The sequence below is a fragment of the Bradyrhizobium sp. genome, assembly GCF_017881085.1.
Taxonomy (GTDB): Bacteria; Pseudomonadota; Alphaproteobacteria; order Rhizobiales; family Xanthobacteraceae; genus Bradyrhizobium.
Window position 1 is genome coordinate 1 of record NZ_JADGRI010000120.1, and the last position, 14,179, is coordinate 14,179.

10 protein-coding genes are annotated in these 14,179 nt (G+C 64.3%); 5 read left to right on the forward strand and 5 right to left on the reverse strand.

Features of this window, described 5'->3' with window-relative positions; translation table 11 throughout:
- Together QZ213_RS13440 and QZ213_RS13445 are read left to right on the forward strand one after the other, a co-directional pair.
- Nucleotides 1–1,792, forward strand: a 1,792-nt coding sequence (locus tag QZ213_RS13440; RefSeq protein WP_291686561.1) for a tetratricopeptide repeat protein, incomplete at its 5' end; no start/stop codon positions are given.
- A 341-nt stretch (nt 1,793–2,133) separates the two neighbouring features.
- On the forward strand, nt 2,134–4,359 hold the full coding sequence (locus QZ213_RS13445; RefSeq protein ID WP_291686562.1) for a tetratricopeptide repeat protein: 2,226 nt from the start codon (nt 2,134–2,136) through the stop codon (nt 4,357–4,359).
- Between the two features lie 23 nt (nt 4,360–4,382).
- Here the strand turns inward: QZ213_RS13445 and QZ213_RS13450 are convergent, their stop codons facing one another.
- The 5 genes from QZ213_RS13450 to fliL form a co-directional block, all read right to left on the reverse strand.
- Nucleotides 4,383–8,186 carry a tetratricopeptide repeat protein gene (locus QZ213_RS13450; protein WP_291686563.1) on the reverse strand — a complete coding sequence of 1,268 codons (3,804 nt, stop codon included), beginning with the start codon at nt 8,184–8,186 and terminating at the stop codon, nt 4,383–4,385.
- A 104-nt stretch (nt 8,187–8,290) separates the two neighbouring features.
- Nucleotides 8,291–9,073, reverse strand: coding sequence for a flagellar protein FlbB (locus tag QZ213_RS13455; protein WP_291686564.1), 783 nt, complete (start codon nt 9,071–9,073; stop codon nt 8,291–8,293).
- Nucleotides 9,070–9,510: a DUF6468 domain-containing protein gene (locus QZ213_RS13460; RefSeq protein WP_291686565.1), complete on the reverse strand. Its 441-nt coding sequence runs from the start codon at nt 9,508–9,510 to the stop codon at nt 9,070–9,072. The genes QZ213_RS13455 and QZ213_RS13460 overlap by 4 nt, the downstream gene beginning before the upstream one ends.
- A complete protein-coding gene (gene fliM, locus QZ213_RS13465) occupies nt 9,507–10,709 on the reverse strand; it encodes a flagellar motor switch protein FliM (RefSeq protein WP_291686566.1) in 1,203 nt (400 codons plus the stop codon). Before fliM ends, QZ213_RS13460 begins: the two co-directional genes overlap by 4 nt.
- 18 nt (nt 10,710–10,727) lie before the next feature.
- Complete coding sequence (fliL, locus tag QZ213_RS13470) at nt 10,728–11,225, reverse strand: flagellar basal body-associated protein FliL (protein WP_291686567.1); 498 nt, start codon at nt 11,223–11,225, stop codon at nt 10,728–10,730.
- A 369-nt stretch (nt 11,226–11,594) separates the two neighbouring features.
- Here fliL and flgF point away from each other — a divergent pair, with 369 nt between their 5' ends.
- The 3 genes from flgF to flgA form a co-directional block, all read left to right on the forward strand.
- On the forward strand, nt 11,595–12,359 hold the full coding sequence (gene flgF, locus QZ213_RS13475) for a flagellar basal-body rod protein FlgF (RefSeq protein ID WP_291686568.1): 765 nt from the start codon (nt 11,595–11,597) through the stop codon (nt 12,357–12,359).
- A gap of 21 nt (nt 12,360–12,380) precedes the next feature.
- Nucleotides 12,381–13,169: a flagellar basal-body rod protein FlgG gene (gene flgG / locus QZ213_RS13480; protein WP_291686569.1), complete on the forward strand. Its 789-nt coding sequence runs from the start codon at nt 12,381–12,383 to the stop codon at nt 13,167–13,169.
- Between the two features lie 11 nt (nt 13,170–13,180).
- Nucleotides 13,181–14,179, forward strand: a 999-nt coding sequence (gene flgA / locus QZ213_RS13485) for a flagellar basal body P-ring formation chaperone FlgA (protein ID WP_291686570.1), incomplete at its 3' end; no start/stop codon positions are given.

Genomic DNA, 14,179 nt, shown 5'->3' on the forward strand with positions numbered 1-14,179 from the left:
CATCAGGCTGAATCCGGACTACGCGGAAGCGTACTACAATCGGGCGACCGTGCTGCAGCAGCAGCAAAGAGCGGAGGAAGCGCTGGCGGCCTACGGCCGGGCTATCGAGCTTCGCAACGATTATCCCGATGCGATCAACAATGCCGGCATCGTGCTTCAGGAACTGGGGCGCGCTGGTGAGGCGATTGATCTCTACCGACGGCTCCTCGGACAAACGCCGGCGCACGCCGATGCCTGCAACAATATGGGGACCTCGTTACTCGCGGAAGGGCGCGCCGACGAAGCGCGGGTAGCGTTCGAGCAGGCGCTGACACACAAGCCCGATTTTCCCGAGGCATTTTACAACCTCGGAAATGCCCTGCGGGAACGCAGCGATCTCTCGGGCGCGATCGCCGCCTATCGAAACGCCTTGCGTCTCAGGCCTGATTACGCCGATGCGTTCAGCCAGTTCGTGTATCACCGCGCACTGGCCTGCGACTGGGACCATTACGAAGCGGACCAGAAAAAGCTTGTCGACATGGTGCGGCGGGGGGACCGTGTTCCGCCCTTCTATTTGCTTTCGACGCCCGCCTCCGCATCCGATCAACTGCGCTGCGCTCGGCAATGGATCGGCCCGATCAGGCCGCCGCCGAAGAACGTCTTTGATCATCAACCCATCGCCGGAGGGAAACGCATTCGTCTTGGCTACCTGTCCGGCGATTTTCACCAGCATGCCACCGCGCAGCTGATGGCCGAATTGTTCGAGCGCCATGACCGTAACCGCTTCGAGGTATCAGCCTATTCCTTCGGCCCCGATGACCATAGCCCGATGCGCGCGCGGCTTGCTTCCGCGTTCGACCGTTTGGTCGACATTCGCGCCCTGTCGCACCGCGAGGCGGCACGAACAATTCACGCGGACAAGGTCGACATCCTGATTGATCTCAAGGGCTACACCCATCACGCCCGGGCCGCCATCCCGGCCTACCGGCCGGCTCCGGTGCAGGTGAGCTATCTCGGATTTCCCGCCACCATGGGGGCGGATTTCATCGACTACATCATTGTCGATCCGTTCGTCGTCCCCGGCAGCCAGCAACCTTTTTTCTCCGAGAGGCTGGTTCACCTTCCCGTTAGCTATCAGGTCAACGACCGACAGCGCGAGGTGGCGGGCACGGGCATGTCGCGACAGGATTGGGGGCTGCCAGCCGGCGCGCTGGTGTTTTGCAGTTTCAACAACAGTTACAAGATATCGCCGGCAATTTTCGATATCTGGATACGCCTGCTTCGATCGGTGCCTGGCAGCGTCCTGTGGTTGCTCGAGACGAACGATCTGGTCAAAGACAATTTGCGGGCGGAAGCCGCAAAGCGTGGTGTCGAAGCCGGCCGGTTGATATTTGCGCCCATCGTTTCGTCAGCGGAGCATCTCGGACGCCACCGACATGCCGACCTGTTTCTCGACACCCTGCCCTGTAATGCGCACACCACGGCCAGCGATGCGCTATGGGCCGGACTGCCGGTCCTCACCTGCAGCGGAGAAACGTTTGCAGGCCGCGTGGCGGGCAGTCTGCTGACGGCGATCGGCATGCCCGAACTGGTCACGGGATCGCTTGAAGACTATGCGCGGACGGCCCTCGCCCTGGCGCGCGACCCGGGACGCCTGAGCACGTTGCGGCAAAAACTGGCTGCAAACCGTGACGCCAGTGCCCTCTTCGATCTGCCAAAGTCGACCGCAAATATTGAAGCGGCCTACGCGCGGATGTGGCAAACTTGGCTTTCCGGGGGGAAGCCGGCCGCATTTTCAATCGAAAGCGCTTGAGAGGATGGAAACCATGCTGATGCGATTTATCGTCGCTTTCGCCTCCGTTCTGGCATTCGGCACCGGCAACGGATTTGCCGACGTCCATAAGGCACGAAGGCATCACCACCCCGCCTACGTCGTCCGGGCCGAGCCGCCGGCGCCATATGACGGTCCAACCCTCGTGTTGCATCCCGCCTCGAACATCGCGTGTGATACGCCGTTTCGCGCTACGCGGGCGCTGCCGTGCGATCAGCCCGTCTGGGTCTACGGAAGCCCATGCGAGGTGGATCTGGGTCTCGGACGCTATCGGTCATGCGACCGGCGCTAGAGCGGGGAGCGGTCGTTTTCGAGATATCGCCATGAATGCCGGGGGCCGTTCCGAGCAGACGCTTGCGGCGGCGATGGCTCATCATCGCGCCGGGCGCCTGGTCGAGGCCGAGCGCCTGTACCGGCTTGTCTGCGACAACGATCCGAAGAATGCCCGCGCATTCCACCTCTGGGGCGTGGTGGCCCATCAGCTCAGGCGTCCGGAGGCGGCATCGCTCGTCGGCCGAGCCGTGACGCTCGTTCCGGACTTCGCCGAGGCCCACAACGACAGAGGCGTGATCCTCGCGGCCAACGGATCGTTTACCGATGCAGTAGCCTGCTTCGAGCGGGCCGTGCGGCTTAGTCCCGGGTATCATGAAGCTCGCAACAATCTGGCGCGGGGATTGCGGTCACTTGGCCGCTTCGATGAAGCCCTGGTGCAGTTTGAACAGGTCCTGAAGACCGCCCCGGAGTCTCCGGTTGCGCATTTCAATCTGGCATCAGCGTTCGAATTGGCCGGCCGAAAGCCCGACGCAGAGAGCCGTTACCGCAGCGCCATCTCACTACGTCCCGATTTTGTCGATGCGCATATCCATCTCGCCTCGCTGCTTCAGGATATGAATCGATTGTCCGAAGCGCTCGCCCATGCGGAACGTGCGGTCGCACTGCGTCCGGACAGTGCCGGCGCGCGCAATAATCTTGGCAATATTCTCAGGGCCATGGGCCGGCGTGATGAAGCGATCGCACAATACGAGGCGGCGATCGGGATCGATGCGGGCTCTTTCATGGTTCATTACAACTGTGGCGTGGCGCTGCGTGGCGAGGCGAGAATCGCGGAAGCGAGACGGCATTTCGCGCAAGCATTGGCGCTCAGGCCAAACTTTCTTGAGGCCGAACTGGCCTTATGCATGGCGGAGCTCCCGGCGCTTTACATCGACGAACCGGAGATCGCCGAGCGGCGCAACGCCTACGCAGCCAGGCTGGCCAAGCTGAGCGCAGACGCAACAAGTGCGGTGGCACCTGCGGCGCTGGCGGAGGCGATCGGCTCACACCAGCCATTTTATCTGCCCTATCAGGGCCGCAATGATCGAGAGCTTCAAACTCTGTACGGCTCGATGGTTTGCGCAGTGATGGCTGCGCGATACCCTGCGCCCGTCTTGCCCAACCCTCCGGGCCCGGGGGAGCCGATCCGCCTCGGCATCGTCAGCGGGTTCTTCAGACAGCACTCAAATTGGAAGATCCCGATCAAGGGATGGCTCAAGCAGCTGGACCGAACTCGATTCCATGTGTCCGGCTATTACACGAACGGTGAGCGGGATGAGCAGACAGAGCTGGCGGCGACATTGTGCGGACGTTTCGTACAGGGCCCGCTGTCGCTCGATGACTGGCGGCACGCCATCCTGGACGATGCGCCCCATGTCCTGATCTTTCCTGAAATCGGAATGGACAAGGTGTCGGCCCAACTGGCGGCGCAACGCCTCGCGGCGATTCAATGCGCTTCCTGGGGACATCCCGTCACCAGCGGTTTTCCGACGATCGATTGTTTCATCAGCAGCGATCTCATGGAGCCCGCGAGAGCGGCGGCTCACTATTCCGAGCAGTTGATCCGGCTGCCGAATCTCTCGATCTACTACGAACCATCGGACGTTCCGGCTCATGCCATTGACCGGACGCAGCTGGGTTTGCGGGCGGGTGCCGTGGTCTTCTGGTGCTGTCAGTCCTTGCCGAAATACCTGCCGCAGTTTGACGAGGTGTTTGCACGCATAGCGGCCGAGGTTCCCGGCTGCCAGTTTACGTTTATCGAATTCGCAGGTGGCAGAGGTGTTACGGAAATGTTTCAAGAACGCCTTGATCGCGCGTTCCAGGCGGTCGGCCTGAAGGCCGCCGATTACTGCGTTTTCCTGCCACGACTGGCAGCGGATCGTTTTGTTGCTGCAATCGGCCAATGTGACATCGTGCTGGACAGCATTGGATGGTCAGGCTGCAATTCGATTTTGGAGAGCCTGGTTCACAATCTCCCCATCGTTACCCTGGCTGGCGACGTGATGCGCGCCCGGCATACGGCCGCAATCCTGGAGATGATGGGGATACCCGAGATGACGGCGCGGACCCTCGACGACTACGTCTCGATCGCAGCTTCTCTCGGCCGACATGCGGAAAAGCGGGCTGAGTTTTCCGCCCGAATCGCAGACCGCAAGCGGCTCGTTTACCGCGACCGCGACTGCATTGAGGCCCTAGAGGCATTCTTGGAAAGCGCCGTTCGCCCCGCCCCACGTTAGGAGCAAAACGTGATCGTGACCGCCTACTTCGCCGCCTCGGCCCGCGTCAATCCGATGATCCGCGGCAGCGAGCCGGTGGTGGCGACGGGGTCGGCACCCTCGACTCCCGGCGGCAGCGGCGCGCGCGCGGTTGCGTCCGGGAAGCGCGACTTCATCTCGCGCAGGAAGCCGTCGAGCGTGTCGACCTTCGCGGCCATCTTGGCAATCTCGGAGAATTCGGCGCTGTTGGCCGACGCCGGTTTGCTCGCGATATCGAAGGCGGTGCGGTCGGCCTCGCCGCTCATCAACGGCGCATATTTTTCGCGAAACCGCACCAGCCCGATGGCATCCTCGGCCAGCGCGTATCCGACCACGGCGCGGACCACGTCGCCCTTCTCGGAGGAGTTCAGGGGCCTGAAGTCGCGCCAGCGGTCGCCATAGTACAATTCGATCTGTTCGGACGCCTCGCGCCAGCGCCGCGCCGCCCAGTAGATATCGGAGCGCAGCCGGATCGCTTCGCGGCCGGAGATGTTGGAGATGATGTCGAGCGCGAGGTCGTGGCGCCCGACGTCGCTCTGCGCACGCGCCTCCAGCAGCAACCGCTGCTGACGCAGTTCGCCGGAGAGATCGGCGATGCGCGTGGTGCGAAGCGCGGAGATCGCGCGATCCGGCTTGCGGTTGGTCAGGTAGACCATGGCGAGCTTTGCGGCGACCTGGGCGCGCGCCGCGCCCTCCAGCCGCTTGTCGACCTGATATTGCAGCAGTTCGGCGGCCTGATCGAGCAGGTCGACCGCGACCAGCCGGTCCGCGAGGCGGCGGATCATTTCGTCGCCACGCCGCCCGATCGGCGTCAGCTCGCGATTTTCGTAGAACATACCGAGCGCGTCGATCGGCTGGAGATCGTCGCCCTTCGGACCGAGAAACAGCTGCACGAACAGCGCGGAAGCCGCGTCCTGACACTGCCGCGCGGCCTCCGAATTGGGTTGCAGCCTGGTCGCGATCCTGGCGGCCGTGAAGGCTTCCCCGTAGCGCCCGCTGTCGGCGTAGATGCGCTCCAGCATCTGCTGCGTCCTCACCTCGATGCCGTCGCCTCGCCACGTCGCCTGCAGCGTTTCGAGTTCGCGCAATGCGTCGGGCTGGCTGATTTCGTCGCGCCTCTGCTTGAGCGCGATGTCGCGCAGTTTGCCCTCGGCCGCCGCGGCCCGGTCCGGCGATTCCACGGCAAGCTTGTATTGGTCCACCGCGTCCTTGTCGTGTCCGAGCCCTTCGGCGAGCCAGCCGCGCAGCACCGCGATCGTGGCCTTCATGTCGGGTGGAACGCCAAGCACGTCCAGCTCGCTGCTGCGCTTCGACGCCCCTGGGAAATCCTTGACCTCGAGCGACGCACGCATGGCCTCGGCCAGCACGATGCGCTGCAGATCGGTCGGCAGCGAAGGGATCACGACTTCGGAGTTCTTGAATTTCTCCCGCGCGTCCGCCCACTTCTCCTGGCGCGCATAAGCCAGCGCTTTCCACAACTGCGAATCGTAATTGCCGCCGACCACCGGGTTGTTGAGGTCCTTCAGCGCTTTGTCGGGCCGCCCGATCAGGCTGTTGACGACCGAGCGCATGACCAGCGCGTTGGGGTCCTCGAGACCGGCCTTGGCCCTGAAGAGCACGAGATCGAGAACGCCCTTGGCTTCGTGGTACATCGCGCGTGACATATAGAAACGGGCGAGATCGAGGTTGGCCGCGATGCGCCGGTCGGACTCGGCTGCCCCGGCCGCGACGATCAGATCGTCCAGCCGCGGGATGAAGTTCCCCTCCTGGCCCTTGCTCCACTCGATCGGGTCGAAAACCGGGCGAGCCGCCGATGTCGCGCGCTGCGCGCCAACCTCGGCCGATGACAGCGTCAGGCCGCCGGGCCGGCCGAGCAGGACCTTGTCCGATGTGATTTCGACGGTGATGTCGTCGGAGTTCGGACGGACAGCGACGCCGTGGACGGATTCGAGCAGCGATAGTTCGACGAAATCCTGCCGCTTGATGAAGCCGCGAACCGGAGCCGCCGCCGTCACCACCATGATGGTATCGCCGGCGTCCGGATCGAGCAGCCTATGCAGGCGGCCGGCTTTGGCCAGAGGCACCGTGACGTTGGCCAGCGAGGGGTCGGCGATGTTGCGGATCGCCACCAAGGGCTGGCTCGGCGTTCGCAGCATGTCGGAAAAGTTGACGGTCCAGCTCTTGCTGCCCGTCTCGTCCTCGCTGGTCAGCGACGGCAGTTGCGGGCGGTTGAGGCGAATGCGGATCGCCTGGCCGTTATCAAGCGCAAATGCGCTGACGTCCGATATGATCGACCCGCCCCTGCTGCGGATCGGCTCGACATCGATCGGCTTCGGGGAATCGAACACCAGCCATACCGCGTCGGCGCGGCGAAACATGGCCGCCGGCGTCGCCGAAGCAAACGAAAACGTCAGGTTCAGGCCTTCGCTGCTTCGCGTGGCCACGACCGCGGTTGCGCCGCCGCTGGCTCCGATCGCCGCAGCCGGCTTGGCCTCGGCCGCCGGTTCCACGGCTGCGGCCGGCAATTTTTGCGGCGGCTCGGCGACAGCGGCCGGGGCCTCATTCGCCGCGGCCTCTTGCATCGGCGGTTCGGATTTTGGCGCTTCAGCCTTTGGCGTTTCAGCCTTCGGCGGCTCGGAGACCGGCGCTGTCGCCGGCGCCGTCTCGGGCTTGACCTCGATATTGGCCTCCCTGGCGATCGTCTCCGAAGTCGGCGGCACGATTGCAGCGGGCTGCCGGGGTTTTGCCGGTGGCTCGGCGAGCTTCGCCATCGGCACGGCTGGCGCGGCCGCGACCGGCGCGGCTTGAGCTGGCGCAGCGGTCTCATGGCCCGCTGGCACTGTCGCGGCGTGCGCCGCGGCGGCCGGTGCCGGAGCGGCTGTCGCCGGAGCAGCTGTCGCCGGTGCATGCGAGGCATCCGCCGCGGGCAAAATTGGCGCCGGCGGCTTCAGCACCTGCTGGAAGGCGACGTCGATGACGTAGTTCTTCTCCTCGCGGAAGGAGTGGACGTCGACATCGCCGATCATCGTCATTTCCACCGCCGTCGCGTCGCCTTCGATCTTCTGGCTGATCGAGGCGACGTTCGGCGGCGCCGCCTCCTTGGCGTCGGCCAGATCGAAGGTGAGCGGCGCGTTGAACTTCAGCATGAGTTTCTGCTCGTTCAGCACCGAGGACACGCCGACTCCGTCCTGCATCTCGAACACGAACCGCACGAAGGTCGGCTGCACCGAGGTGCGCACGCGGATGGTCGGGCGCCGCTTCGCTTCCGCCTCCGCGCGCTGCAGGCGAAGCGCGCGCTCGGCGGCGCGCGCCCGCTCGGCGAGTTCGCGCACCACCTCTTGCGGCAGGCTGGGCGGCGGACCGTTCCAGGAGTCGGGCAGCAGATCGACGAACACCCGTTCCCCGGCGGTCATGGTGTTGACGGTCACCCGGCGCGCCAGTGACAGCCGGATCGCCGAGCCGTCGGGATCGCGCCTGGCGGAATTGACATAATCGGCCGCGTACTCCGGCAGTTTATCGACCGCAATATCCACCGGCTGCGCGAAGCGGATCACCAGGATCGAGCCTGCGGTGGTCACGTCGGACGGGACATCCCTGGCGAGCTTCAGGATCAGCCGCGCGTAACCGCCGGACGCGGAAAGCATCGCCTCGCCCTTGACCGGATCCGCCGCCCGGCAGGCGCCGGAATAGCTCAGCCCGATCAGGACCAGCGCTGCGGCAAGCGATGAGGTGCGGGAAAGGCAACGCTGCGCCGCCCGCACGCAGGCGCGGGCTTGCGACCAAAATCCAGCGGCAGCCTTTCGCGCCATTCCAAGGGGTCTTTCAGGTCGAAGGATCGCTTGCCGCGGGACGCCCTCGCACCCCGCGCTTCGAATCCTAGAATTGGCGAATTAAGGTCCTGTTAAATATCCCGCTAATTGGTCTTCTGCGGCATCATCTTGCCTTCGATTTTGGGCAGATCGGCCGAGGACGCGGAAGCGGATTGATCCGATCCGGCGCGCCGGGCCATTTCGACGGTGAGCCGCTCGGCCGCCTCGGTCGTCATCAGGCCGAGGATATCCGACATCTTGCGCGGCGCGATCTGGGTGGCGATTTCGATCAGCACCGGCATTTCGAGATGGTCGAACACCTTGGCGGCGTCCTTCGGCTTCATGCCTTCATACATGGTGATGATGCCCTTGAAGCGGGCGGCATCGGTTTCGGTTTTCTGCTGGGTCGCGGTGGTCATGCGGGACTCCACCGCCTTCAATTCATCGGCCCGCGATTCGATCCGTTTCTCGGCGGCCTTGAGCAGGCTTTCGCGAATGTCGATTTCGCGCGCGCGCTGTTCGAGTTCCTGACGCCGCGACTGCAGCCGCTCGAGGATCGCGCGCTCCGACGCCGACACCGGCGCGGTCTGCTCGGGATAGATCACCGTGCCCTCGGGCGGCTTCGCCACTTCCGGCGCGGCGGCGGCCGGCTTGGCCTCCTCCTTCGGCTTTTCGTGGATCGAACCGGTGATGTCGGCGGGATCGCCTTTGCTTCCGCCACCCGGGAAGTTGAAGTTTTCCTGCGCCCATGACGTCTTGGGCGATTGCGGCTGATAATCGAACACGTAGCCGCCGTCGATCACGAGGCCGGCGATCTTGAGCACCGCAAGACCCGCGATCGCGCACAGCACGACCGGAATGACGCGAATATCACGAAGCGATTTCATGCGGCGAGGCCGTTAGACCTTCTGCGGTCGGAGAACGCCTCGGCAGCCGCGGCGACGGCCTTGGCGGTCGACGCCCTGGGTGCCTCGGGCGGCTCCTCGGCCGTCGCGGGCCGCGCGGCGATCGCGATCCTGGACAGCCTGCGGAACACATTGTCGCCTTCCGCGAGCTGCTTCTTCAGCTGCTGCGACATCTGCTCCGCCAGGGTCAGCTGGCTGCCGAGATGCTCGTTGACGTCGCGGACGGTGTGCTTGAGGCCGCCGATCGCGCGCTCGGCGATTTCGGTCGCCGTGATCAGTTCGGCGATCGTCGCCTTCAGCGAATGCTCATCCGCCTTCAGCCGCTTCAGCCGCGTGTTCAGCAGCATGCAGTAGCCGATCGTCACCATCAGCAACGCTGCCACGAGACTCTCGATTGCAATTCCGAGGGTGTGACTCATTGGACCTCCAGTGCCTTGTTTTGCTCATCGGCCTTCTCGAACATCGCGAAGGTAGTATTCGGTTTGCGCAGCTGCTTGGTGACGCGGATCGCGACGCGGTCGCCCACGCGCCCCATCCGGCCTTCGGTCAGGGTGACGCTGCCGCAGCGGACCGACACCAGCGCGTCGGCGCGCATCTCGAGCGGCAGGGTGTCGCCGACCTTGAGTTTCATCAGTTGCTTGAGAGGAATATCGGCCTCGTAGAGCACGGCATCGACCGAGATCTGGGCCTGCGCCACTTCGGTCGCGAAGTGACCTTCCCAGATCGGATCGCGGCCGAATTTTTCGCCCATGAACATCTGCAGGAGCACGGGGCGAATCGGCTCGATGGTCGCATAGGGCAGCAGCAGCTCGATATTGCCGCCGCGGTCCTCCATGTCGATGTGCAGCCGCACCAGAATGGCGGCGTTGGCGGGGCGGCTGATGGCGGCGAAGCGCGGATTGGTCTCCAGCCGGTCGATGGTGAAGGTCACCGGCGACAGCGGCCGGAACGCCTGCTCGGCGTCGGCCAGCACCACTTCGACCAGCCGCTTGACGAGGTTGGTTTCGATCGTGGTGTAGGGCCGGCCTTCGATGCGCAGCGAGGTCTGGCCGCGGCGGCCGCCGAGCAGCACGTCGATCATCGAATAGATCAGGCTGGAATCAACCGTGGCGAGGCCGAAATTCTCCCATTCCTCGGCCTTGAACACGCTGAGCACGGCCGGCAGCGGGATCGAATTCATGTAGTCGCCGAACCGCACCGATGTGATGCGGTCGAGCGAGACTTCGACGTTGTCGGAGGTGAAATTGCGCAAGCTGGTGGTCATCAGCCGCACCAGTCGGTCGAAGACGATTTCGAGCATCGGCAGACGCTCGTAGGACACCATCGCCGAATCGATGATGGCGCGGATGCCGGAATGATCGTCGAGATTGACCTCGCCGGCGGAGAAGCCGAGCAGGTTGTCGATTTCCTCCTGGGAAAGAACCCGCTCGCCGCCGTTCTTGCCGCCGCCGAAATCGCGGCTGCCGTCTTCGACCATGGCGGCCCACTGCAGCGCCATGGTTTCGGAGAGTTCATTGGCCGCGGCCGCTTCCGCGGCCTCCGCGGGATCCTCGGAATCGAGCGAGGCTTCCCATTGGGCTGCAATTGCATCCTGGTCGACTGGATCGTTGCCCGCCATGTTGTCAGATCCGTCCGGTCATTGAACGACGACTTCCTTGAACAACACGGCGCCGATCTGGTTCGGCGCGACCGCGACGTTGACCCGCTTGGTCAGTTCTTCCTTCAGCCGGAACAGCCCCGCCGAACCGTTGAGGTCGGACGGGCGCAATTCGCGCAGGTAGCTCTGGAAGATGTCGGTGACGCGCGGCATCGACGGCTTGATCGCCTCGATCAGCTTCTCGTCCTTGACCTCGAGCACGAGCTTGACCTTGAGATACTGCACGCGCTCGCCGGGGGAGCCGACCAGATTGACCATCAGTTCCGGCACATCGACAAAGGACGGCGGTTTCGGCGGCGGCGCCTCGGCGTGCACTTCATCCCCGCCGTGGCGGAAGAACAGGAACCAGGTCGCCGCACCGCCGCCGAGGATGACGAGCACGCCTACGGCCGCGACCACCAGCTTGAATTTGCCCTTGGGCGCAGGTGCGGCTTCGGTGCCTTCGGCCGCGCCGTCCGCCTGTTCGTTGTCTGCCATCGCCCCGCCCGGTCCGGTCTTGCGAAAAATGAACTCGATGACGCGAGGCAGGCCATGACGCGATACAAATGCCACCAGCGCACACGCGCTCTTGATGGTGACGCTAAGGTAACAATGGTTAATGGAACCTTTCTTTTGCCCGCGAGGTAGGAAAAAGTTGCCGGGCAAACATGGTCAACAACACCTTTCTGCCGCCCTTGGCCGACTCCGACGATACAACTAACCCATTATAAAATCAGCGATTTATCACTTGGCACGGCTTTCGCTGTACTGAACAGCGAACCGCGGCTTGGGAGAGCTTCTGGTTCGAACGATCCGCAGGGAAGCTTGGGAGAGCTGACAGCGGTTCATCAAAGGGGAGAACCACCGATGGAGAATGCCCTTCTCGTCGGACTTTCGCGGCAGATGGTCTTGGAACGGCAGATGGATGTCGTCGCCAACAACCTTGCGAACGTCAACACCAACGGTTTCAAGACCGACGCGTCGCTGTTTCAGGAATACCTGAAGACCGGCGCGCATGAAGACAATTTCATCGGCTCCGACCGCGCCGTCAGCTACGTCCAGGACAGCGGCACCTATCGCGATCCTTCGCAAGGCGCGCTGCAGGCGACCAATAACCCGCTGGATCTCGCGATCGACGGCAACGCCTTCCTGGTGGTGCAGACCGCCGGCGGCGAGCGCTACACCCGCGACGGCGGCCTGCAGCTCAACAATGTCGGCCAGTTGGTGACGGTCGCCGGCGATCCCGTGCTGGGCGCCAGCGGGCCGATCATATTGCAGCCAACCGACCACGACATCAACGTTTCGCCTGACGGCACCATCACCGTGCTCGAAGGCAACGGCAGGACCGATGCGATCCGCGGCAAACTTCGCCTCGTCAGCTTCACCAACGCGCAGAGGATGCTGAAGGAAGGCTCGAACCTCTATTCCGCCGGCGCAGGCGGCGCCGCACAGCCCGACGTCAAGTCCCAGGTCCGCCAGGGTTTCATCGAGAAGTCCAACGTCAACTCGGTGGCGGAGATGAGCCGCATGATCGAGGTGACGCGCGCCTATACCCAAATCGCGACGCTGCTCCAGCAGCAGAGCGATCTGCACAAGACCGCGATCCAGCAACTCGCCGACGTTCCCGCGTAACCGCCATCCAGGAGACTACCCATGCAAGCTCTTCATACCGCTGCGACGGGAATGGCGGCCCAGGAACTCAACGTTCAGGTCATCTCCAACAACATCGCGAACCTGCGCACAACCGGTTACAAGAAACAGACCGCCGCATTCCAGGATCTGATCTACGAGCACATCCGCCGGGTCGGCGCGCAGGCGTCCGATCAGGGCACCATCCTGCCGATCGGCATCGATATCGGCGGCGGCGTGAAGACCGTCGGCACGCCTCGATCGATGACGCAGGGCACGCTTTCGCAGACCGGCAACGATCTCGACCTCGCCATCACCGGCGAGGGATTCTTCAAGATCCAGATGCCGGACGGCACCTATCAATATACCCGCGACGGCACCTTCCAGATGGACAACCAGGGCCGCATCGTCAACGCCCAGGGCAACCTGGTGCAGCCCGCGATCACGGTCCCGCAGAATGCGTCCGGCCTCACGGTCAACGCCCAGGGCCAGGTCTCGGTGACGCTGCCGGGCTCGACCACATCGACCATCATCGGCCAGATCGGCCTGACGCGCTTCATCAACAAGGCCGGCCTGCAGCCGGTCGGAAACAACCTGTTCACCGACACGCCGTCATCCGGTCCGCCGCAGGACGGCGTCGCCAACGCCGAGGGGTACGGCAGCCTGACGCAAGGAAGCCTGGAGCAGGCCAATGTCGACGTGGTTTCGGAAATGTCCGACCTCATCGCCGCGCAGCGCGCCTACGAGATGAACGCGAAGGTGGTCAGCGCCGCTGACCAGATGCTGCAAACCACTTCCGCGATGTTCCGCTGAGGGAGCTGATGATGACGATACGCAAGGTTCTCGCAGCAGTCGCCCTGCTCGCCGCCGCCGCCACGCCGGCCATGGCTCAGACCCGCGACGAAATTATCGCGGCGCCGGCGCTGCGGGCCAGCGTCATCGTCACCGGCGACGTGGTGCGGATCGGCGACGTCATCGACAACGCCGGCCCGGCGGCGCAGATCGCGATCTATCGCGCGCCCGATCTCGGCACCACCGGCTCGCTGCCGACCGAGCAGGTGCTCACCGCGCTGCGCGCGCATCAGGTGATCGGCGTCGATACCCGGGATCTCAAGGCGATCTCGGTGACGCGCGCGGCGCGGACGCTGGACAGCAAGGACATCGAACTTCAGGTCGCCCGCGCGCTGGAGCACCGCAACGGCCTCGGCGCCGCCGCCAGTCTCAGCCTGACCTTCGACCGGGACGTGCAGGATCTGAAGCTGGACGCCTCCAACACCGGCGCGATGCAGCCGGTCGCGTCCCGCTTCGACCCGCGCAGCGGCCGCTTCGACGTCAGCTTCGAGGTCGGCAACGATGCCGGCACCAATCCGACGAAACTGCGCTTTACCGGCACCGCGGTCGAAACCGTGGAAGCCGCGGTGCTGGCGCGCGACGTCGAGCGCAACGAGGTCCTTAAATCCTCCGACGTGGTGACCGAACGGCGGCCGAAAGCCGTCGTGGGCAGCGACGCCGCCGTTCGCGACCGCGCGGTCGGCATGCAGATGCGAAAGCAGCTTCGCGCCGGCCAGGCGCTGCGGACCGCCGACCTTGCCAAGCCCGATCTGGTGCAGCGCGACCAGAGCGTCACCCTGATCTTCCAGTCCACCGGCCTCTATCTCACGGTTGCCGGCAAGGCGATGGAGAACGGCACCGAGGGCGACGTGGTCAATGTCCTCAATCTGCAATCGAAACGCACCGTGATCGGCACCGTGACCGGCCGCGGCCAGGTCGCGGTCTCGGTCTCGACGCCGCACTTTCCCGCCACCGCGGATGCCGCCTCGTCG